The sequence below is a fragment of the Pseudomonas spartinae genome (assembly GCF_965197125.1).
Taxonomy (GTDB): Bacteria; Pseudomonadota; Gammaproteobacteria; order Pseudomonadales; family Pseudomonadaceae; genus Aquipseudomonas; species Aquipseudomonas composti_A.
This window is the reverse complement of the sequence record NZ_CBDAMB010000006.1, coordinates 244239-263658: the sequence shown is the minus strand read 5'-3', so window position 1 is coordinate 263658 and position 19420 is coordinate 244239. Positions and strand designations below refer to the sequence as shown.

At 62.4% G+C, this 19420-nt stretch carries 19 protein-coding genes; 13 read left to right on the top strand and 6 right to left on the bottom strand.

All coding sequences use genetic code 11. From position 1 onward, the window contains the following. Position 1 precedes the first annotated feature (1 nt). Positions 2–1093, top strand: a complete 1092-nt coding sequence (locus tag ACN8M7_RS15550) for an extracellular solute-binding protein (protein ID WP_490261342.1) — start codon at positions 2–4, stop codon at positions 1091–1093. 3 nt (positions 1094–1096) lie between these two features. Here ACN8M7_RS15550 and ACN8M7_RS15545 read toward each other — a convergent pair whose 3' ends face one another. Next, on the bottom strand, positions 1097–1828 hold the full coding sequence (locus ACN8M7_RS15545; protein WP_490261341.1) for a substrate-binding periplasmic protein: 732 nt from the start codon (positions 1826–1828) through the stop codon (positions 1097–1099). Between the two features lie 70 nt (positions 1829–1898). Continuing rightward, positions 1899–3509 carry an FMN-binding glutamate synthase family protein gene (locus tag ACN8M7_RS15540; RefSeq protein WP_490261340.1) on the bottom strand — a complete coding sequence of 537 codons (1611 nt, stop codon included), beginning with the start codon at positions 3507–3509 and terminating at the stop codon, positions 1899–1901. A 237-nt stretch (positions 3510–3746) separates the two neighbouring features. Between ACN8M7_RS15540 and ACN8M7_RS15535 the strand changes: the two genes are divergently transcribed. From ACN8M7_RS15535 to ACN8M7_RS15525, 3 genes are all read left to right on the top strand, one after another. Next, positions 3747–4868, top strand: coding sequence for a beta-ketoacyl-ACP synthase III (locus tag ACN8M7_RS15535; RefSeq protein ID WP_490261378.1), 1122 nt, complete (start codon positions 3747–3749; stop codon positions 4866–4868). Between the two features lie 130 nt (positions 4869–4998). Next, the gene (locus ACN8M7_RS15530) at positions 4999–5601 is read left to right on the top strand and encodes an RNA polymerase sigma factor (protein WP_490261339.1); all 603 of its coding nucleotides are present in this window, start codon (positions 4999–5001) and stop codon (positions 5599–5601) included. Then, entirely contained in the window at positions 5595–5828 is a 234-nt protein-coding gene (locus ACN8M7_RS15525) for an anti-sigma factor family protein (protein WP_490261338.1), read from the top strand. The genes ACN8M7_RS15530 and ACN8M7_RS15525 overlap by 7 nt, the downstream gene beginning before the upstream one ends. A 260-nt stretch (positions 5829–6088) precedes the next feature. Here the strand turns inward: ACN8M7_RS15525 and ACN8M7_RS15520 are convergent, their stop codons facing one another. Together ACN8M7_RS15520 and ACN8M7_RS15515 are read right to left on the bottom strand one after the other, a co-directional pair. Beyond that, entirely contained in the window at positions 6089–7003 is a 915-nt protein-coding gene (locus ACN8M7_RS15520; RefSeq protein WP_490261337.1) for a hypothetical protein, read from the bottom strand. 79 nt (positions 7004–7082) lie between these two features. Further along, positions 7083–7451, bottom strand: a complete 369-nt coding sequence (locus tag ACN8M7_RS15515; RefSeq protein ID WP_490261336.1) for a hypothetical protein — start codon at positions 7449–7451, stop codon at positions 7083–7085. A 500-nt stretch (positions 7452–7951) separates the two neighbouring features. Here ACN8M7_RS15515 and ACN8M7_RS15510 point away from each other — a divergent pair, with 500 nt between their 5' ends. Genes ACN8M7_RS15510 through ACN8M7_RS15495 form a run of 4 tightly spaced genes read left to right on the top strand, consistent with a single transcriptional unit; the run spans position 7952 to position 10430 of the window. Next, positions 7952–8245 carry an HvfA family oxazolone/thioamide-modified RiPP metallophore gene (locus tag ACN8M7_RS15510; RefSeq protein ID WP_490261335.1) on the top strand — a complete coding sequence of 98 codons (294 nt, stop codon included), beginning with the start codon at positions 7952–7954 and terminating at the stop codon, positions 8243–8245. 21 nt (positions 8246–8266) lie between these two features. Beyond that, on the top strand, positions 8267–9109 hold the full coding sequence (locus ACN8M7_RS15505) for an HvfB family MNIO-type RiPP peptide maturase (RefSeq protein ID WP_490261334.1): 843 nt from the start codon (positions 8267–8269) through the stop codon (positions 9107–9109). Continuing rightward, entirely contained in the window at positions 9106–9816 is a 711-nt protein-coding gene (locus tag ACN8M7_RS15500; RefSeq protein WP_490261333.1) for an HvfC family RiPP maturation protein, read from the top strand. Before ACN8M7_RS15505 ends, ACN8M7_RS15500 begins: the two co-directional genes overlap by 4 nt. 5 nt (positions 9817–9821) lie before the next feature. Next, complete coding sequence (locus tag ACN8M7_RS15495) at positions 9822–10430, top strand: HvfX family Cu-binding RiPP maturation protein (protein ID WP_061240294.1); 609 nt, start codon at positions 9822–9824, stop codon at positions 10428–10430. Here ACN8M7_RS15495 and gliR read toward each other — a convergent pair. Next, a complete protein-coding gene (gliR, locus tag ACN8M7_RS15490; protein ID WP_490261332.1) occupies positions 10427–11461 on the bottom strand; it encodes an AraC family transcriptional regulator GliR in 1035 nt (344 codons plus the stop codon). The two genes, ACN8M7_RS15495 and gliR, sit on opposite strands and share 4 nt — an antisense overlap. 125 nt (positions 11462–11586) lie before the next feature. On the opposite strand from gliR, the gene ACN8M7_RS15485 reads away from it, so the two are divergent. The 3 genes from ACN8M7_RS15485 (at position 11587) to ACN8M7_RS15475 (ending at position 16483) form a co-directional block, all read left to right on the top strand. Next, on the top strand, positions 11587–13182 hold the full coding sequence (locus ACN8M7_RS15485) for an FAD-binding oxidoreductase (protein ID WP_490261331.1): 1596 nt from the start codon (positions 11587–11589) through the stop codon (positions 13180–13182). 2 nt (positions 13183–13184) lie between these two features. Further along, positions 13185–14765, top strand: a complete 1581-nt coding sequence (locus ACN8M7_RS15480; protein WP_490261330.1) for a glycerol-3-phosphate dehydrogenase/oxidase — start codon at positions 13185–13187, stop codon at positions 14763–14765. 143 nt (positions 14766–14908) lie between these two features. Beyond that, entirely contained in the window at positions 14909–16483 is a 1575-nt protein-coding gene (locus ACN8M7_RS15475) for an FGGY-family carbohydrate kinase (protein WP_490261377.1), read from the top strand. Positions 16484–16597: 114 nt separating this feature from the next. Here the strand turns inward: ACN8M7_RS15475 and ACN8M7_RS15470 are convergent, their stop codons facing one another. After that, positions 16598–17296, bottom strand: coding sequence for a pirin family protein (locus ACN8M7_RS15470; protein WP_490261329.1), 699 nt, complete (start codon positions 17294–17296; stop codon positions 16598–16600). A 176-nt stretch (positions 17297–17472) separates the two neighbouring features. Between ACN8M7_RS15470 and yegS the strand changes: the two genes are divergently transcribed. Then, positions 17473–18390, top strand: a complete 918-nt coding sequence (yegS, locus tag ACN8M7_RS15465; RefSeq protein WP_490261328.1) for a lipid kinase YegS — start codon at positions 17473–17475, stop codon at positions 18388–18390. A gap of 91 nt (positions 18391–18481) precedes the next feature. Then, complete coding sequence (locus ACN8M7_RS15460; RefSeq protein WP_013714761.1) at positions 18482–19414, top strand: chemotaxis protein CheV; 933 nt, start codon at positions 18482–18484, stop codon at positions 19412–19414. Positions 19415–19420 lie beyond the last annotated feature (6 nt).

Genomic DNA, 19420 nt, shown 5'->3' with positions numbered 1-19420 from the left:
GATGAAATTGCCCGCCAGTCTGCTGGCCGTGACCCTTGCTGCCTGCGCACACGCACAGGCCGGTGCTGCGTCGCAGCAGGTCAACCTGTATATCTGGAGCGAGTATCTGGCCCCGGACACCCTGGCTTCGTTCGAAGAGAAGACTGGTATCCGCGTGGTGGTCGATCATTTCGATTCGCTGGAAACAGTGGAAACCAAACTGCTCACCGGCGGCAGTGGCTACGACCTGGTGCTGACTGCCGGCCAGCACCTGAGTCGGGCCATCGCCAGCGGTGCATTGCGCGAGCTGGACAAGACGCAGCTGCCGCATTTTGCCGGGCTCGATGACGAGTTCACCCAGCACATGGCCAAGTTCGATCCGGGCAATCGCTACGCTGGACTCTACGTCTGGGGTACCACCGGCTTCGGCTATCAGCAGCAGGCCATCGCTAAGCGTATGGCTGATGCCCCGACCGATAGCTGGGCGATGTTGATGGACCCGCAGGTGGTAGCGCGTTTCGCCGATTGCGGAGTGAGTTTCCTCAATGATCCCAACGAGGTATTCGCCGCTGCGTTCCGCTACCTGGGGCTGGATATCAACCGGCAGAATCTCGATGACCTGAAGCAGGCCGAGGCCCATCTGGCCAAGGTGCGACCGTTCATTCGCTATTTCGACAATGATCGCAACATCAGCGATCTGGCCAACGGTAACACCTGCCTTGCGATGGCCTGGAATGGCAACGTCGCCATCGCCGCGGCACAGGCCGAACAGGCTAACAAGGAATTCCAGCTGAGCTATCGCATCCCGCGTGAAGGGGCATTGCTGTGGTTCGATGCCATGGTCATCCCGCGCGATGCGCCGCACCCGGAAGCCGGGCTGGCGTTGATGGACCACCTGATGACGCCCGAGGTGATCGGCGCCATCAGCAACAGCATCTACTACGCCAATGCGGTGCCGGCGGCAGATACCTTCGTCGATCCAGCGATTCTCTCCGACCCCGGCACCTATCCGCCGGCCGAGCTACGCGCCACGCTGTACACCAAAAATGACAACAGTCGTGAGTTTAACCGGGCCCTGACTCGTGCGTTCAGTCGGCTGAAGTCGGGTCGGTAGCTGTCAGCGATAGCGAGCGAGGATGGCGTCGAACTCGCCATCCTGTCTCATCTGCACCAGTGCACGCAGCAGCGCCTGGGTCGGTACATCCGGCTCGTCCCGGACGATGCAGGCGATCAGGTCGGCGCTGATTTCACCGAGCACATACAGGCGTTGGTCGGCTGGTCGCTCGCGATTGAACCACGCTAACGCAAGGTGATTGCTGATGGCATAGCGGTAGCGGCCGGCCTCGAGTTTCTCCAGGGCCAGTTCCTGGGTGCGGGCGTCTTCGCGATGAATTGCACCACTGGCCAGCAGCGGTTCCAGGCGTGGATAGCTGAAGCCCAGCACCGTCCCCAGGCGCTGATCCTGCAACTGCTCCAGCTTGAAGTCAGGCTCGGCATGGCGAGCGACGATCAGGTCGCGCTGGACCATGAAGGGCAGGCTCCAGATGTACTGATGGTGGGATTCGACGAGCCAGTCTGGATTGACGTAGCAGCGCGCATCGATTCCACCGCTGATCAGCAAACGTTGAACGCGCAGGCGCGGCAGCACCAGCATCTCTGCACGGCGGCCGACCTTCTGCGCCAGGCGCAGTTGCAGATCGTAGAGAATCCCGCCCGTAGCCTGGCCATTGACGATCTTTATCATCGGCATGGCCCAGCTCTCGGACACCGAGAAACGTAGCGGGCGCTGCTCCTCGGCCGAGGCTGCGAGGCACAGTAGAAACAGCAGGGCGCAAAGCGAAAGGTGCATGCGGTTACCGGTTCAAGACGTTAGGCGATGCCGCGCCGAGCTTGGCCGTAGCAGACTGGGCGCCGGCCGCTCAGGCCGGCGCCGGCTCGAAACTGTCGGCGCGGGCCATGCGCCACATGCGCTGGTAGAACTCACCGCCAATTTCGCCACCGAGCAATTCGCCCGGCGCGAGCAATACGTGCTGTTGGGCGAACAGTTTGATCTCGGTGGCCGACATGCGCTGTACCAGGTGCTTGGCGTCGATCTGCGACGGGTGGTCGAGGCCGGCGGCGGCGAGCATTTCGGCCAGCGCCTTGAGCGTGTTGCGATGGAAGTTGTAGACGCGCTGGGCCTTGTCCTCGACCACCAGGGCGCGCTGGCGCAGTTGGTCCTGAGTGGCGACGCCGGTCGGGCACTTGTTGGTGTGGCAGGACTGCGACTGGATGCAGCCGATGGCGAACATGAAGCCGCGCGCCGAGTTGGCCCAGTCGGCGCCAATGGCCAGCACCCGGGCGATGTCGAAGGCGCTGACGATCTTGCCGCTGGCACCGAGCTTGATCTTGTCGCGCAGGTTGCTGCCAACCAGGGTGTTATGCACGAACAGCAGCCCTTCGCGCAGCGGCACGCCGAGGTGGTCGGTGAACTCCAGCGGCGCCGCGCCGGTGCCGCCTTCCTTGCCGTCGACGACGATGAAATCCGGCAGGATGCCGGTGTCCAGCATGGCCTTGACGATGCCCATGAACTCCCAGGGGTGACCCAGGCACAGCTTGAAACCCACCGGTTTGCCACCGGATAGCTCGCGCAGTTGAGCGATGAACTGCAGCAGCTCGATCGGGGTGGAGAAGGCGCTGTGGCGTGACGGCGAGACGCAATCCTCGCCCATCGGTACGCCGCGGGTGCTGGCGATCTCCTCGGTGATCTTGTCCTTGGGCAGGATGCCGCCGTGGCCCGGTTTGGCGCCCTGGCTGAGCTTGATCTCGATCATCTTCACCTGCGCGGTATTGGCCTGCGCGGCGAAACGCTCGGGGTCGAAGCGACCATCGGCGGTGCGGCAGCCAAAGTAGCCGCTGCCCAGCTCCCAGACCAGATCACCACCGTGCTCGCGGTGGTAGGTGCTGATGCTGCCTTCGCCGGTGTCGTGGTAGAAGTCGCCAAGCTTGGCGCCTTCATTCAATGCGCGAATGGCGTTGGCGCTGAGTGAACCAAAGCTCATCGCCGAGATGTTGAACAGGGAGGCCGAATACGGCTGGCTGCATTGCGGCCCACCGATTTCCACGCGGAAACTGCCCGGATCGGTCAGTGGTGCCGGGCGCATGGAGTGGCTGATGAACTCGAAACCATTCTGATACACGTCGTTGAGGGTGCCGAAGGGCTTGTCGGCACCTTCGTTCTTGGCGCGGGCGTAGACCAGCGAGCGTTGGGAGCGGGAGAACGGCAGCTGCTCGGCATCGCCTTCGAGCAGGTATTGGCGAATCTCGGGGCGGATACCTTCGACCAGGTAACGGATATTGCCCAGGACCGGATAGTTGCGCCTTACCGCATGGCGGGTCTGCAGCAAATCACCGATGCCGATCAGGCTGAGAACGCCGCTGAGCAGGGTGAACGGCCACATCCATTGATGGCCAAGAAATGGCAGGCTGGCCAGGGTGAACAGCACGCAGAAGGCGAAAAAAGCGTAGCGGCTGAGCAGGGAGAGGTTCATGCAAGCTCCAGATACGTGGATCGAGATTAGACTTTAGACCAAATGGCTATATTGGGTCATGTTCTGTCCACTTGGACACTCTCAAGGGCTGAGGACGAACCCCATTACCCTGTGGCACACTCAGTGGCCAGGAGCCAACCATCGCAAGAGCTTGGCCCATGTCCCCCGATTTTCGGCCTGCGCCATTGTCGCCGGCCTACTGCCTGAGGCCGCCAGCGGCCGAGAAGAGGAATGACCGTGCATAACGTCGTGATCAGTGGTACCGGCCTCTACACCCCGGCCAACAGCATTTCCAACGACGAGCTGGTGGCATCCTTCAATGCCTACGTGCAGCAGTTCAACGCCGACAATGCCGAGGCCATCGCCCGTGGTGAAGTCGAGGCGCTGAGCGAGTCCAGCAGTGGTTTCATCGAGAAGGCCTCCGGCATCAAGAGCCGCTTCGTCATCGACAAGGACGGTATCCTCGATCCGCAGCGCATGCTGCCGCGTATCCCTGAGCGTTCCAACGAAGAGTGGGGCATCCTCTGCGAAATGGCCGTCGGCGCTGCCAAACAGGCGCTGGAGCGCGCCGGCAAGACGGTCGCCGATATCGACGGGGTCATCGTCGCCTGCTCGAATCTGCAGCGTGCCTATCCGGCGGTAGCCATCGAAGTCCAGGCTGCACTGGGTATCGAAGGCTGGGGCTACGACATGAACGTGGCCTGTTCCTCGGCCACCTTCGGCATCCAGGCCGCGACCACCGCGATCCAGACTGGCCAGGCTCGCGCCATCCTCATGGTCAACCCGGAAATTTGCACCGGCCACCTCAACTTCCGTGACCGCGACAGCCACTTCATCTTCGGCGACGCCGCCACTGCGGTGATCATCGAGCGTGCCGACCTTGCGACCTCCAAGCACCAGTTCGACGTGGTCGGCACCAAGCTGCTGACCCAGTTCTCCAACAACATCCGCAACAACTTCGGCTTCCTCAACCGCGCGGCTGAAGAGGGCGTGGGTGCTCGCGACAAGCTGTTCGTCCAGGAGGGCCGCAAGGTGTTCAAGGACGTCTGCCCGATGGTCGCCGAGTTGATCGCCGCACACCTGGCGGAAAACCAGCTCAACGTCAGCGACGTCAAGCGCTTCTGGCTGCACCAGGCCAACCTCAACATGAACCTGCTGATCGCCCGCAAGCTGCTCGGCCGCGACGCCGAACCGCACGAGGCGCCGGTGATCCTCGATACCTATGCCAACACCAGTTCGGCCGGCTCGGTCATCGCCCTGCACAAGAACCAGGACGACCTGCCAGCCGGCAGCCTGGGTGTTCTAAGCTCCTTTGGTGCCGGTTATTCGATTGGCAGTGTAATTTTGCGCAAGCTTTGAACTCTCTAGCGGGCCGTTGAAAAACCCAGGTGAGGCAGGCAAGGCAGACAGTTTTTCAACAGCTTGCTACAGGATTGCCTGACGCGTGCGAGATTCACGCGTGCGCGCAGGCTTCATTGACGGGAGTTCTATGTCCGATTCCGAACTGTTGGTTCGCCTGCTCGGGGGGGAGCAGAAGGCCTATCGCGAGCTGGTCGCGCGCTATCAGGGCGCCATGCGTGCGGTGGCCTATGCCATCGTTGGTAGCCGCCACGCCGACGAAGTGGTGCAGGATGCCTGGCTCGCCGTAGTACGCAGCCTCAGCGGCTTTCAGGAGCGCTCCAGTCTCAAGACCTGGCTGCTGACCATCACCGCCAACACCGCCAAGACCCGTCTCAAGCACAACCGCCGCGAGGTGCTGCTCGATGACCTGCCCGCGCCACATGGCACGGTGGGGGACGAGCGTTTTTCTGGCGACGGTCACTGGTTACTGGCGCCGCATGCCTGGCACCAGGACAGCCCCGAAGCCCTGCTCACCGAGGACGAATTGCGCGAGTGCCTGGAGCATACGCTGGCCAGCCTGTCCGAATTGCAGAGCAGCGTGCTGGTGCTGCGCGAGCGTCAGGGCCTGGAATTGGAAGCGATCTGTAATCTTCTCGACATCTCCCTCTCCAATGCCCGTGTGCTGCTGCACCGGGCACGCCTGAAAGTCTTCGCCACTCTGGAACATTTCGAGGAGACAGGCCAATGCTGACCTGCAAGGAACTGGTCGCTCACTCCAGCGATTTTCTCGATGGGCAGCTGACGCTGCGCCAGCGCTTGGCCGTGCGCGCCCACCTGGCCATGTGCGGCAACTGCCGGCGCTTCATCCGCCAGATGAAACTGACCCAGGCGGTGATCCGGCAAATGCCGGACGGTGAGTTGCCTGAACTTGACGCCCTGGCCGAGCGCTTGGCGCAGGACCGGCGCAACCAAAGGTGAACGGTGAGTCGAGGGTTTTGTTGGTTTTCGGATGTCCGTCCTCGGTACGGGTGAGTCCTGCAGCGGAACAAGGCCGACAACAATGATGATCTCCGTGATCGATAGAACGCTTGGCCTCCGCTGCGCGAACTACAGAATGGTCAGGGCGATAGAGTCCAGAGCAGGCCGGATATACGAATGCAACTGGACTGACGACAGGATCGAAAAACTATTGCTCACTAATTATAGGAGAGAGTCCATATATATTGTTAGTCATGAACTCAGAGAGCAGACTTCCGCTTGAGAATACTTGAGTAGATATTTCGAATAACCGTCGATATCTCCCTCGCTTCAGCTTCCAGATCTATGTCAAGGTCTGCGGGTTTTCCACTGTGAATTATTTGGCTCCGCAAGCTATATGCGTCATCGACAATTTTTGATGCTTCAGGTTGGTCTGGTAGCGCTTCACGAGTTAGGCGGCGGAGTGCTTGGCGTATTGATTCTTGACGGAGTTGGAGTAGGCGGCCATTAAGCGAGTTTTGCATGTCACTTGGTATGTTTTGTGAGTCTTTCAGCAGTGCTGCGCACTGCTTAACAAAGGTATCAACAGCACCACCGAGTCGTGCTTCTTGGGCAAGCGGTTCGAGAGCAGAAACTAACGCGAGAAATACTGCGCGCTGACTAGATTCAAGTCGAGCAGAACAAAAGATTTCCATAGATAAAAGTAGTTTTTCATCGGGCTCCTTGAGGTGTGTGTAAGCCTCCTGAATCTCCCCTAAAGCTATATTTGGCGAGCGACCAGATTCACCATAAGCCTCGCATATAATTCCGCTTGAAAGGTTACGTTCAAAAACTGCCGCCGGTTCATAACTCAGGTACTCAAGGCGAAGAGGTATGTCAGTGCTTACCGCCATCCAAAGAAGTGCCTGAACAAGTCGACGACCAGCAGACTCGGCAGATGCTGCTGTTGGAAAACCTTCAAGGGTGACGAGGAATTTCTGACCTCCTTCCCATGGCGCTTTACTTACTGGAACTATGGCTAGAAATGCGCCGGAGTGAAGGGGGACACAGACTTCTTCTACACCGATTGCCCCTGCAGTCATGAGGTGAATTCTTACTTTCACTCCATAGGGACGCTTGGCTGGCTGCCCTAATATGACGGAGCGTTCTTCTTGAGGAGACTTGTGTTTCGCCACGAATATTCCTAAAAAGACTAATTCTTGGTTAAGGGGCGGGCTTTAGCCCGTCCCAGTGAGAGAAGCGAGCGATTTGAAGCTATTGTGATGTTTCGTCACTTGATTTTGTATCAATGATGATGAGGTTTGTGGACTTTGGCAGGATTTTCTGTATTTCAGCTACTGAGTAGCCCTTTGCATGTATTGAATCGCCGGCTTCTGTATGAATTATTATTTCTCGACTTTTTCGTGCGTCGATCCAGGCGACTATAACTTTTGCAATAGAATTCCAAGGCATTGCTTCTGAGAACGCGGTGATGACCTCGACTAAGCCGGACGCTTGAGGCCTTGATGTAAACATGTGGATCGGACCATGAGGAATGTGAGCCTCGTCCAATGCAGCTAGAAAGGAATCCCCGCCGTGCTTAAATAGTGTAAGGCGGATTGAGCTATGTGTTCCGTTGCTCATGCATATTCCTTGGCTGGGTTGAAACATAACAGTGGTTAGATGGATGGAGTTACTAATTCGATAGTAGAGCCTTCCATCTAACTCCGCACCATCCCGTTTTGCTTTGCACTAAAAAGCCATACCAATCATAGCCTTATCGCTATGCGACGGCAGTCCGTTGTATTCGCTTGACCTCTTTTTTTGGCTCCAGCATTGCGCCTGACACACCGCGCGGTGGATGTCCGGGCTACTGGCTATCGAAAGCCTCGCCGCTGAAGTGCCTCCCACGGTGCGGCGGATGTTCCTGTGTCTGTGGGCGGGGCTTTCGGCTGTGGCATCTTGCTTCGCTCTACCTCCTGCATCCATGCGGCCGTAGCCGCGACGGGTAGCGGGCAAAGCTCCCCGGATTTCATCCGGGCTACGAAAAATTTCAGCCTCGCTGTAACGCCCGCATCTCTGCCTCGTCAATTGCTGCGAGGACGCCAATCCGGCGCCGCATTCGAAACCGATGGAGAGATGCCATGAAACAACTCAATACCCTGACCGCTACCCTGGGCGCCGCGCTGCTGACTTCCGTGGCCTTCACTGCCCACGCCGCGAGCAATCCGTTTGCCGCGCAGGAATTGGCCAGCGGTTACAGCCTGGCCGCCGCCGAGAAAGCTCAGGAAGGTTCCTGTGGCGAAGGCAAATGCGGCGGCGAGATGAAAGCCGACAACGAAGGCAAGTGTGGCGAGGGCAAGTGTGGCGCCGAGAAGAAGGCCGATGCCGAGGGTAAATGCGGCGAAGGCAAGTGCGGCGGCGAGAAGAGCGAGTAAGGGCGCAGGGGAGGACGGATCATGCAACTCGCACACCTCACCGGCGCCGGCCTCGGCTTACGTCGCGGGCTGCTCGCCGAGCTGATCGGCGATGACGCCAGCGGCGCGGATTTTCTCGAAGTGGCGCCGGAGAACTGGATCGGTGTCGGCGGTCGGCTGGGCAAGCAACTGCGAGCCCTGAGCGAACGTCGGCCACTGTTGTGCCATGGTCTGTCCCTCAACCTTGGCGGCTTCGCGCCGCTGAACCTGGAGCTGCTACACGCCATCAAGGGCTTTCTCGACGCGCATGGCGTGCTGGCCTACAGCGAGCATCTGTCGGCCTGTGCCGACGAGGGTCAGCTGTATGACCTGATGCCGCTGCCGTTCTGCGAAGAGTCGGTGACGCGCATCGCCGAGCGCGTGCGCATCGTTCAGGACGTGCTGGAGCGGCCGCTGATCATCGAGAACGTCTCGGCCTACGCGCGCCTGCCTGGCGAACTGGACGAGGTGGATTTCGTCCGCGCGGTGCTGGAACGCGCCGACTGCCAGCTGTTGCTGGACGTCAACAATGTCTACGTCAACAGTCTCAACTTCGGCTTCGATGCCGATGCCTATATCGCCGCGATGCCCAGTGAGCGCATCGCCTACTTGCACGTCGCCGGTCATTACGATCAGGCGGCGGATCTGAAGATCGACACCCACGGTGCGCCGGTGATCGACCCGGTGTGGGCGCTGCTGAGCAGTGCGTACGCACGGCATGGCGTACGCCCGACTCTGTTGGAACGCGACTTCAATTTCCCACCATTGGCCGAGCTGTATGCCGAGTTGGCGCATATCCGCAGCCTGCAACAGGCCGCGCAACCGCTGAGCAGGTACGGCACATGAGCAGTATCCAGCAGCAGCGCGATTTCGCCGCGCGTATTCGCCAACCCGAGGCGCAGCCGCTATTACCGGGCATCACCCGCGAGCGCATGGCGATCTACGAGGAGCTGTTCTTCAACAACGTCGCCAGCCTGGTGAGCGGTGCCTTCCCGGTGCTGCGCGCTGTGCTCGGTGCTGAGCGTTGGCAGAGTCTGCTGCGCTGTTTTCTCTCCGAGCACCGTGCAGCCACCCCCTATTTCCTGGAAATCAGCCAGGAGTTCATCGCCTGGCTGCAGCAGGGCTATCGTGCTGAGCCTGACGACCCGCCGTTCATGCTGGAGCTGGCGCACTACGAGTGGGTCGAGCTGGCGCTGGATGTCAGTGACGCGCAGTTGCCCGAGCGCGGCTGGTCGCCATTGGCCTGGCCGCTGGCCTATCGCTGGCCGGTGCAGATGATCGGTGCCGATCACTGCCCCGCGCAGCCTCCGCCTGAGCCGACCTGCCTGCTGGTCTGGCGCGACCGCCAGGATCAGGTGCGCTTCATGCAACTGGCGCCTTTCGCCTACCAGCTGGCGCTACGCCTGCAGACCGGCGAGTCGCCAGTGCGGGCGCAGCTCGAGCTGGCTGCGGCTCACTGCCTGGCCGCTGATCGTGGCTATTTCGACAACGCCCGCGCGCTGCTGGATGACTGGCAGGCGCGCGATATCTGGTTTCCGCATCCCGAGGACTGACCGTCATGATCGCTTTGCTCAATCGCTTGCAGGATGCGCTGGACGCTTCCCGCCGCCTGGATTTCTTCGGCCCCTTGCTGCTGCGCCTGTATCTGGTGCCGGTGTTCTGGATGGCCGGCATGCAGAAGCTGTCGGATATCGAGGCCACCGCCGCCTGGTTCGGCAACCCGGACTGGGGCCTTGGCCTGCCGTTTCCCGAATTGCTGGCCTGGGCGGCGGCGCTGACCGAGGCCGGTGGCGCCATCCTGCTGCTGTTCGGCTTGGCCGTTCGCTGGATCAGCATTCCCTTGATCGTCACCATGCTGGTGGCCATCGTCACCGTGCATTGGCCCTATGGCTGGCAGGCAATTGCCGACCCATCGGCTCCCTTTGCCAACGAGCGAGTGCTGGCTGCAGCGGATAAGCTCGAGCGGGCGCGGAGCATCCTGCGTGAGCACGGCAACTACGACTGGCTGACCGGCAGCGGCAAGTTCGTCGTGCTGAACAACGGCATCGAATTCGCCGCGACCTATCTGGTGATGCTGGTTGTGCTGTTTTTCAGCGGAGCCGGGCGCTGGTTGAGCATCGATTACTGGCTGGCGCGGCGTTTCAGGCCGCGCCGTGAGGTGATCTAGCCCAGCGGATTATCCCGACGCCGGCTTTCGCGAAACTCGCCCGGCGTCTGTCCGGTCCAGCTCTTGAAGCTGCGGTGGAACGAGCGTGATTCGGTGAAGCCCAGGTAGCAGGCGATGTCCTGAATCGCCAGATCGCTGCGCAGCAGGTAGTGCTCGGCCAGTTCCTGGCGCAGCTCATCGAGTATCTGCTGGTAGCTGGTGCCGGCCTGCTGCAGGTGACGTTGCAGGGTGCGCACGGTCATGTCGAACTTCTCCGCTACCCGTTCCTTGCGCGGCAGGCCGTCCTTGAGCAGCAGGCGCAGGGCGTTCTTCACCCGGCGTGGCAACGGCTCGTCGTCGTCCAGCCCGGCCATCAGGGTCAGGGCATGTTCTTCCAGCGTGCGCAGCAGGTTGGCATCAGCCTGGCGCAGCGGCACGCTGAGGTAGTCCAGCGGCACCAGCAGGGCGTTGCAGCTTTGTTCGAACAATACCGGGCAGCCGAACAGCTGTTGGTACTCGGTCAGCTCGGTGGTCGCCGGTTGCGCGTGTTCGAACCAGACCTCGCGCGGCGAATGTTCGGAGTCGGCGATCCAGCGTGCGTACAGCAGCCAGGAGGCGAGCACGTTCTCCACCATATGGCGGCGCACCTGCGGCGCCTGATGACGGCAGCTCCAGATCAGCCGCACATGATCCTCGGCCGCCTCGATACGGCTGGTGCCCATGTCGCCTACCAGTTTCTCGTACGGCACGATGCGGCCCATGGCTTCGCCCAGGGTGGCGCAGTTCATGGCAATGTAGCCGAGCACGCTCCACGAGCCGGGCTGGACGAAACGCGCAGCATGCAGGCCGAATAGCGAGTCGCCGGACACCTCGATCAGATGCGCCAGCAGGCGCTCATGCACCTCGCTGGGCATGCGCTTGCCATTGTCGGCCAGGTCCTGCGCGCCAATACCGGCGGCGGCCAGAGCGCGGTCGATGTCCAGGCCGAGCTGTTCGGCGTGACGCAGGTACTTGAGCAGGGCGGGAACCGAGGTATAGCCGAGGTTTTCCATGGATTCTTCTTGTTCTGGGGTGCCTGTCTTGATTGGCGATAGTGCCTGTCCCGATTCGACAGTGACGGAAATCGGCGGCTGGCTAGTATAGGCAGCCATAAGTGCTGATCGGAATGGGGGATGCGATGCGACGCTGGAACGGATGGGGTGACGAGGCAACCGAAGTGGAACTGCCAGCCCATGGCGAGGCCTTTCTCGCCGAGCTGGTCGGGCCGGGCCAGCGTCTGGCCGATGCCAGCCTGCAGGATGTGCTGGCGCGCGTGCCGGCCTCGCGCCTGGCGCCGCATCCGCTGATCAGCGTTGATGCCGAGGTGCGCGTGCGTCACGCCCGTGGCCAGAGCCTGCCGGATTGGCTGGCGATGCGCTCCGGTGACTTCGGCCTTTTTCCCGATGGCGTCGCCTGCCCGGAAAGCGCCGCGCAGATCCGCGAGCTGCTGGCCTGGGCGCAAAAGCATGACGTGACCCTGATTCCATACGGCGGCGGCACTTCGGTGGCCGGCCATATCAACCCGCAGGCCGGCCAGCGTCCGGTGTTGACCCTGTCGCTGGAGCGCATGACGCGCCTGCTGGAGATCGACGAGGACAGCCTGATCGCCACCTTCGGCCCCGGCGCCAATGGCCCGCAGGTGGAAAGCCAGCTGCGGGCGCGCGGCTATACGCTGGGCCACTTTCCGCAGTCCTGGGAACTGTCGACCCTCGGTGGCTGGGTCGCCAGCCGCTCCAGCGGCCAGCAGTCGCTGCGTTACGGACGCATCGAGCAGCTGTTCGCTGGCGGCAAGCTGGAAACCTTCGCCGGCACTCTGGAGATTCCAACCTTTCCGGCGTCGGCGGCCGGGCCCGATCTGCGCGAGCTGGTGATGGGGTCGGAAGGGCGTTTCGGGGTGATCTCCGAGGTGTGCGTGCGCATCAGTCGCCTGGCCGAGCAGGAGCGCTTCTACGCAGTGTTCCTGCCCGACTGGCAGCAGGCGCTGAGCGCTATTCGCAGCCTGGCCCAGGCGCGCGTGCCACTGTCCATGCTGCGCCTGTCCAACGCCATCGAAACCCGCACCCAGCTGGCGCTGGCTGGTCACCCGCAGCAGATCGCCCTGTTGGAGAAATACCTGGCCCTGCGCGGCGCCCGTGACGGTAAGTGCATGCTGACCTTCGGCGTTACCGGCAGCCGGGTGCAGAACGCCGCCTCGCTGAAACAGGCGCGGCGTCTGTTGAAAAGCTTTGGCGGCGTGTTCACTGGCACCCTGCTGGGCAAGAAGTGGGAGCATAACCGCTTCCGTTTCCCTTACCTGCGTCATGGTCTGTGGGAGCGCGGCTACCTGGTGGACACCCTGGAAACCGCCACCGACTGGTCCAACGTCGACAACCTGCTGAACAAGGTCGAGGCCAGCCTGCGTGACGAGCTGGCCGGTGATGGCGAGCGGGTGCACGTGTTCACCCACCTGTCGCACGTCTACGGCGAAGGTTCGAGCATCTACACCACCTACGTATTCCGCCCCGGCAGCGACTACGCCAAGGCCATGGCGCGCTGGCAACGGCTCAAGGCGGCGGCCAGCCGCACCATCGCCGAGAATCGCGGCACCATCAGCCACCAGCACGGCGTCGGCCGCGACCACGCGCCCTACCTGGTGGCGGAGAAGGGCGAGCTGGGCATGGCTACGCTGCGCAGCCTGGCGACGCATTTCGACCCCGACCAGCGCCTGGCGCCTGGCGTATTGCTGCAGGACTGAGCATGGAACCCTGGAACGCCACCTGGCGCACGCGCGCACTGCCTGAACTGGCTGCGCGCGATTGGGATCTGCTGGTGATCGGTGGCGGTATCTGCGGCGCCGGCATCCTGCGTGAGGCAGCGCGGCGGGGCTGGCGTTGCCTGTTGCTGGAGCAGCGCGACTTCGCCTGGGGCACCTCCAGCCGCTCGTCGAAGATGGTGCACGGCGGCCTGCGTTACGTTGCCAAGGGGCAGCTGGGGCTGACCCGCGACTCGGTGCGCGAGCGCGAGCGCCTGCTCGGTGAGGCGCCGGGGCTGGTGGAGCCGCTGAGCTTCGTCATGCCGCACTACCGCGGCGGTTTTCCCGGGCCGAAGGTATTCGGTGGCCTGCTCAGCTTGTACGACGCCCTTGCCGGTAAGCGCAATCATCTGTTCTACCCACTGCAGCAACTGCGTTACCTGGCGCCGGGCATTCGCGAGGACGGCCTGCTCGGTGGCACACAGTTCTTCGATGCGGTGACCGACGACGCGCGTCTGGTGCAGCGCGTGCTGGGCGAGGCGCGCGCCGAAGGCGGCGAAGCGCTCAATGGCATGCGGGTGGTCGAGTTGCTGCGTGAAGCGGGGCAGGTGATTGGCGTGCTCGCGGAGGATGTGGAAACGGGCACTCAGTACCGCCTGCGCAGCCGCGCCGTGGCGCAAGCCACCGGCGCCTGGGCCGATCGCCTGCGCCAGCCCGGCAATGGTCGCATTCGTCCGCTGCGCGGCAGCCACCTGCTGCTGCCGAGTTGGCGCCTGCCAGTGGCGCACGCCTTCAGTTTTATGCACGAAAGCGATGGGCGACCGGTGTTCGTCTTCCCCTGGGAAGGCGCGACGGTGATCGGCACCACCGATCTGGATCATGCCGAGGAACTCGACCGTGAATCCGCCATCAGCGTCGGGGAGGTCGATTACCTGCTGGCTGCCTGCGCCCAGCAGTTCCCGACCGCCCAGGTGACATATGCCGATGTGCTGTCGACCTGGGCCGGCGTGCGCCCGGTGGTGGGCGACGGCAGCGCCGGGCTGAAACCCTCGGACGAGAAGCGCGAGCATGCGCTGTGGGTCGAGCCGGGCAGCGTGACCCTGGCCGGCGGCAAGCTGACCACCTTCCGCCTGCTGGCGCTGGAAGTGCTGCGAGCCTGCGCCGAATTCGTCGGCAAGCCAGTGGATGATCGTGGCTGCGCCGTGTTCCGTGACTGCGTGCCGCCGGCCATGCCGCACCTGAGTCTGGCGCAGCAACGACGGTTGCTTGGCCGTCATGGTCGACAGTTGCAGGACGTGCTGCGCCTGATCGAGTCGGTTGGCGGCGAGTGCGTAGCGGGTACTGATACCTTTTGGGCCGAACTGGCCTGGGCTGCCGAAGGCGAGCTGGTGCTGCATCTGGACGACCTGCTGCTGCGCCGCACGCGCCTGGGCCTGCTGTTGGCGGGCGGTGGGCACGCCGAGCTGCCGGGTATCCGCGCGCTGTGCCAACCACGGCTGGGTTGGAGTGATGCGCGCTGGCAGCAGGAAGAAGCCGATTACCTGGCGCTGTGGCAGCGCTGTTACAGCCTTCCGGAGACTGCATGATGGCGCTGCCGACTTTCCGTAGGACGTCCGCCCCAGCAACCCGCTCGCCGATCCAGACTTGCTGTAGCCCGGATGAAATCCGGGACTGAACCAACAGGCAGTTCCCGGATTTCATCCGGGCTACGCATGGCCAAATGCATGACATGAAGGACCACACCTTGAGCGAACCAAGCTATCTGCTGAGCATCGACAATGGCACCCAGAGCGTGCGTGCGCTGCTGTTCGATACCCACGGCAATCTGCTCGCCAAGGGCAAGGTCGAGCTCGATCCCTATTTCTCCAGCCAGCCGGGCTGGGCCGAGCAGGATCCCGAGTACTACTGGGCCAGTCTCGGCGAGGCCTGCCGCCTGCTGTGGCAGCAGGTGGATATCGACCGCAGCCTGATCCGGGGCGTCGCGCTGACCACCCAGCGTGGCAGCATCATTCATGTCGATGAGCGGGGCGCGCCGCTGCGTCCGGCGATCCTCTGGCTCGATCAGCGTCGTGCTGAGGTGGCCGGGCGTATCAAGGGGCTGTGGGGCTGGCTGTTCAAGCTGGTACGCGCCGAGGAGGCGGTCGATCATTTTCGGGGGCAGGCCGAGGTCAACTGGGTCGCTCAGCAGCAGCCGGACATCGCTGCACATGCGCACAAGGTGCTGTTGCTGTCGGGCTTTCTCACTCATCGCCTGTGCGGCCGCTTCGTCGATTCGACCAGCAGCTGCGTGGCCTACCTGCCGTTCGATTACAAGCGCCTGCGTTGGGCTGCGCCCGGCGACTGGAAGTGGCAGGCGCTGAAGGTGCGCCGTGAACAACTGCCCGAGCTGTTCAAGCCGGGCGAGCGACTGGGCCAGATCACCGCCTTCGCCAGTCGTCACACCGGTATTCCCGAGGGCCTGCCGCTGATCGCCGCCGGCGCCGACAAAGCCTGCGAAGTCATGGGGTCCGGTGTGCTGGAGCCCGACACCGCGTGCCTCTCGTACGGTACCACGGCCACCATCAACACCACGCGCAGCCGTTATCTGGAGACGATCCCGCTGATTCCGCCCTATCCGGCAGCGCTGCCGGATCACTTCAATACCGAGGTGATGATCTACCGCGGCTTCTGGATGGTCAGCTGGTTCAAGCGCGAGTTTGGCCTGCGCGAGATGCAGCGCGCCGAGGCACTGGGTGTGCCACCCGAGGCGCTGTTCGATGAGCTGGTCAACGCCGTGCCGCCCGGCTCCATGGGCCTCATGCTGCAACCTTACTGGACACCGGGCATCCGCGAGCCGGGGCTGGAGGCCAAGGGCTCGATCATCGGTTTCGGCGATGTGCACACCCGTGCGCATATCTATCGCGCGATCCTCGAGGGGCTGGCCTATGCCCTGCGTCAGGGCAAGGAGCGCATCGAGAAGCGCTCCGGCACCCGCATTGAACGCCTGCGCGTGTCCGGTGGTGGTTCGCAGAGCGATGCGGCAATGCAGTTGACGGCCGACATCTTCGGCTTGCCGGCCGAACGCCCGCATCTGTACGAGACCAGTGGCCTGGGCGCGGCGATCAACTGCGCGGTGGGTTTGGGGCTGCACGCCGATTATCCGACGGCCATCGCCGCCATGACGCGCGTTGGCCAGGTGTTTCAGCCCAACCCGGTTGCGCAGCGCACCTACGAGCAGCTTTACGGACAGGTCTATCAGCGCATGTACCGCCAGCTCAAACCGCTGTACCAGCGCATTCGCAAGATCACCGGCTACCCGGCGTAGAGCACTACCCGTAGCCCGGATGAAATCCGGGAAAGTTGAGCGGCCCCGGATTTCATCCGGGCTACTTTCCACAGAAACCATCGCCCTCTGAAATGGAGGGCGATGGTTTGTGCATCAGGCGACATCGACCAGCACGATCTCGCTATCTTCCTGTGCTTCAACGCGGATCACCTCGACATCCGCAACAGCCACGCCGTCACGTGCCTTGGCAGCCACGCCGTTGACGCTGAAGACGCCGGTGGCACCGACCAGATAGGCCTTGCGCCCCGGTTGCAGTGCGTATTCGGCACTTTCTCCGGCCCTGATCGTGGCGGCCACCAGGCGCGCATCGGTGCGGATACGCAGGGCGTCCACATCTTCCTCGTATCCGCTGGCCAACGTGACGAAGGCTCCCGAGCGGTCGCCTTTGGGGAACGGCTTGGCGCCCCAGGAGGGCGGCAGGCCGGCCTGGTTCGGCTGAATCCAGATCTGGAAGATCTTGGTGGTTTCATCCTCCAGGTTGTACTCGCTGTGGGCGATGCCAGTGCCGGCGCTCATCACCTGCACGTCGCCGGCTTCGGTACGGCCCTTGTTGCCGAGGTTGTCCTCATGGCTGATGGCGCCTTCGCGAACGTAGGTGATGATCTCCATGTCGCGGTGCGGGTGCGGCGGGAAGCCCGAATGCGGCGCGATCTCGTCGTCGTTCCAGACGCGCAGGCGGCCCCAGTTCATCCGCTCGGGGTCATGGTATTCGGCGAAGGAAAAGTGGTGTCGGGCGTTGAGCCAGCCGTGGTGAGCACCACCGAGTTGTTCGAACGGACGTACATCGATCATGGTCAATTCTCCAGTCGTGCGCGAGGTCAGTCCCGCGCAGCGTCGATGGCGGTATCATCTGTTTCGATGAATAGATTTAAAAGCGCAATATATGCAGCATTAACATCTATTAATTTGATTAAAATTCGCGAGAGCCAGGCATTAGGCTTTCGCAGATTCCTTCAAGGAGGAGCGCGATGCGCGAACGCAAAGCCTGGTTGATCCTGCATGGCAAGCAGGCGCTGAACGAAGAGGTGAGGGCTGCGGTCGAGGGCCTGCGTGAGCGCGGCTGGGATCTGGCCGTGCGCCTGACCTGGGAAGGCGGCGACGCCGAGCGTCTGGTCGCGGAGGGGTTGGCGGCCGGTTACCCGACGCTGATCTCCGGCGGCGGCGATGGCACCCTGCGTGATGTGGTCGAGGCCTTGGTCAAGGCGCAGAGCGATGCCAGTCTGGTGCTGCTGCCATTGGGCACGGCCAATGACTTTGCTCATGCCGCCGGCATTCCGCTAACACCTGCTGCCGCATTGGCGCTGCTGGAGGTCGAACCCGTGGCCGTGGACGTGGGCATGGCCGGTGAACGTGCCTTCCTCAATATGGCCACGGGCGGTTTCGGCTCCAACGTAACCGCCAACACCCCGGAAGAGCTTAAGAAAGTCCTCGGTGGCGCCGCCTATCTGCTCACCGGGCTCAGTCGCTTCTCCGAAGTGCGCGCGGCGACCGGTCGTTTTCACGGGCCGGACTTCGAGTGGCAGGGAGAGTTTCTGGCCCTGGGCATCGGTAACGGTCGCCAGGCTGGCGGCGGGCATCTACTCTGCCCGAATGCGACCATCAATGATGGATTGCTGGATGTCAGCATCGTGCCCGCAGCGCAAGATGTGGTGAGCACCCTGGGCACGCTGCTCTCGGGCGGTATGCATGGATTGCAGAGCGTCGCGATCAATGCACGACTGCCCTGGCTGGAGGTGGAAGCGCAGGAAGGGCTGGACCTGAACCTCGACGGTGAACCGATGGAAAGCAAAGGCTTGCGTTTCAGCGCACAACCTGGCGCTTTACGTCTGCATCTGCCTGGGCATTCGCCGCTGCTCGCTGGTCAGGCGTCTGGGGCTGAGGCATGATGGCTGCGAGCCAGCAAGGCTTCAGTCTGCCGGCAGTCCGCCGATATCCCAATGGCAGACTAGACTCAACTTATATACCTCGGAGCGCATGATGGCTGGCATCCTCGATTCAGTAGATCAACGCACGCAACTGGTCGGCGAGAATCGCCTGGAAATTCTCATGTTCCGCCTGGCCGGTCGGCAGTTGTTCGCCATCAACGTGTTCAAGGTGCAGGAAGTCCTGCAGATGCCCAAGCTGACGCTGATGCCACAGCGTCATCGCTTCGTCTGCGGCGTGGTCAACCTGCGTGGCCAGACCCTGCCGGTGATCGATCTGTCCCAGGCCATCGGCATGCGCCCACTGGTGCCGGATGAGCGCAGTACCATCATCGTCACCGAGTACAACCGCTCCGTGCAGGCGTTTCTGGTTGGTAGCGTCGATCGCATCCTCAACCTCAACTGGGAGTCGATCCAGCCGCCGCCCGGTGGCGCCGGTCGTCAGCACTACCTGACCGCGATCACCAAGGTCGACGAGCAGATCGTCGAGGTCATCGACGTGGAAAAGGTGCTGGCCGAGATCGTGCCGATGAGTACCAAGGTTTCCGAAGAAAAGCTCGCCGACCCGCTGCTGGAAAAGGCGCGCGGTCGCGAAGTGTTGCTGGTGGACGATTCCAGCGTAGCGCTGAGCCAACTGCGCGATACCCTCACGCAGCTGGGTATGCGTCTGCACATGGCGGGCGACGGCCTGAAGGCCCTGAATCTACTGAAGAAGTGGGCTGACACCGGCGAAGTGATGACCGACAAATTGCTGATGATCTTCACCGATGCCGAGATGCCGGAAATGGACGGCTATCGCCTGACCAGCGAAATTCGCAACGATCCGCGTCTCAAGGACCTCTACGTCGTGCTGCACACCTCGCTGTCCGGCAGCTTCAACGAGGCCATGGTGAAGAAGGTCGGTTGTGACAACTTCCTCTCCAAGTTCCAGCCGGACAAGCTCGTCGACGTGGTTCGTCAACGTCTCGAGCTGGACGAACCCCGCTAGCGTTGG

Coding starts and splice junctions, on each gene's coding strand:
- ACN8M7_RS15550 (WP_490261342.1), top strand. CDS start 2: ATGAAATTGCCCGCCAGTCTGCTGGCCGTGACCCTTGCTGCCTGCGCA.
- ACN8M7_RS15545 (WP_490261341.1), bottom strand. CDS start 1,828: ATGCACCTTTCGCTTTGCGCCCTGCTGTTTCTACTGTGCCTCGCAGCC.
- ACN8M7_RS15540 (WP_490261340.1), bottom strand. CDS start 3,509: ATGAACCTCTCCCTGCTCAGCCGCTACGCTTTTTTCGCCTTCTGCGTG.
- ACN8M7_RS15530 (WP_490261339.1), top strand. CDS start 4,999: ATGTCCGATTCCGAACTGTTGGTTCGCCTGCTCGGGGGGGAGCAGAAG.
- ACN8M7_RS15525 (WP_490261338.1), top strand. CDS start 5,595: ATGCTGACCTGCAAGGAACTGGTCGCTCACTCCAGCGATTTTCTCGAT.
- ACN8M7_RS15515 (WP_490261336.1), bottom strand. CDS start 7,451: ATGAGCAACGGAACACATAGCTCAATCCGCCTTACACTATTTAAGCAC.
- ACN8M7_RS15510 (WP_490261335.1), top strand. CDS start 7,952: ATGAAACAACTCAATACCCTGACCGCTACCCTGGGCGCCGCGCTGCTG.
- ACN8M7_RS15505 (WP_490261334.1), top strand. CDS start 8,267: ATGCAACTCGCACACCTCACCGGCGCCGGCCTCGGCTTACGTCGCGGG.
- ACN8M7_RS15500 (WP_490261333.1), top strand. CDS start 9,106: ATGAGCAGTATCCAGCAGCAGCGCGATTTCGCCGCGCGTATTCGCCAA.
- ACN8M7_RS15495 (WP_061240294.1), top strand. CDS start 9,822: ATGATCGCTTTGCTCAATCGCTTGCAGGATGCGCTGGACGCTTCCCGC.
- gliR (WP_490261332.1), bottom strand. CDS start 11,461: ATGGAAAACCTCGGCTATACCTCGGTTCCCGCCCTGCTCAAGTACCTG.
- ACN8M7_RS15485 (WP_490261331.1), top strand. CDS start 11,587: ATGCGACGCTGGAACGGATGGGGTGACGAGGCAACCGAAGTGGAACTG.
- ACN8M7_RS15480 (WP_490261330.1), top strand. CDS start 13,185: ATGGAACCCTGGAACGCCACCTGGCGCACGCGCGCACTGCCTGAACTG.
- ACN8M7_RS15475 (WP_490261377.1), top strand. CDS start 14,909: ATGAAGGACCACACCTTGAGCGAACCAAGCTATCTGCTGAGCATCGAC.
- ACN8M7_RS15470 (WP_490261329.1), bottom strand. CDS start 17,296: ATGATCGATGTACGTCCGTTCGAACAACTCGGTGGTGCTCACCACGGC.
- yegS (WP_490261328.1), top strand. CDS start 17,473: ATGCGCGAACGCAAAGCCTGGTTGATCCTGCATGGCAAGCAGGCGCTG.
- ACN8M7_RS15460 (WP_013714761.1), top strand. CDS start 18,482: ATGGCTGGCATCCTCGATTCAGTAGATCAACGCACGCAACTGGTCGGC.